The sequence below is a fragment of the Adlercreutzia sp. DFI.6.23 genome (genome assembly GCF_024462535.1).
Classification (GTDB): Bacteria; Actinomycetota; Coriobacteriia; order Coriobacteriales; family Eggerthellaceae; genus Adlercreutzia; species Adlercreutzia rubneri.
In genome coordinates this window covers 1-289 of the sequence record NZ_JANGBP010000761.1, presented here as the reverse complement: position 1 = coordinate 289, position 289 = coordinate 1, and the positions used below count along the sequence as shown (strand labels likewise).

Annotated in this window: 1 protein-coding gene; it reads right to left on the bottom strand. The window is 70.9% G+C overall.

What is annotated here, in order from left to right; all coding sequences use genetic code 11:
* A partial coding sequence (locus NE591_RS15365; protein WP_256157115.1) for an FAD-binding protein occupies positions 1-289 on the bottom strand: 289 nt, incomplete at both ends.

Here is a 289-nt window from a genome sequence, read left to right as displayed (position 1 = left end):
CCCGGGCCGGTAAGTGGTGACGGAGATGACGCGCTGCCCTATCCACTCGTCGGCTGTGCCGGCATTCATGCGCAGGGCGCCGCCTATGGTGCCCGGGGTGCCCACGGCGAACTCGAAGCCGCCGATGGCGCGCTTGAAGGCCTCCTGCACCACCGAGGAGAGCGAGGCGCCGGCGCCCACGACGAAGCGATCCCCATCGAAGCGCAGGGTGCGGAAATCGCGTCCGAGGGCGATGGCCACGCCAGGGAAGGCCCCGTCGGCCACGAGCACGTTTGAGCCGCGGACGAGC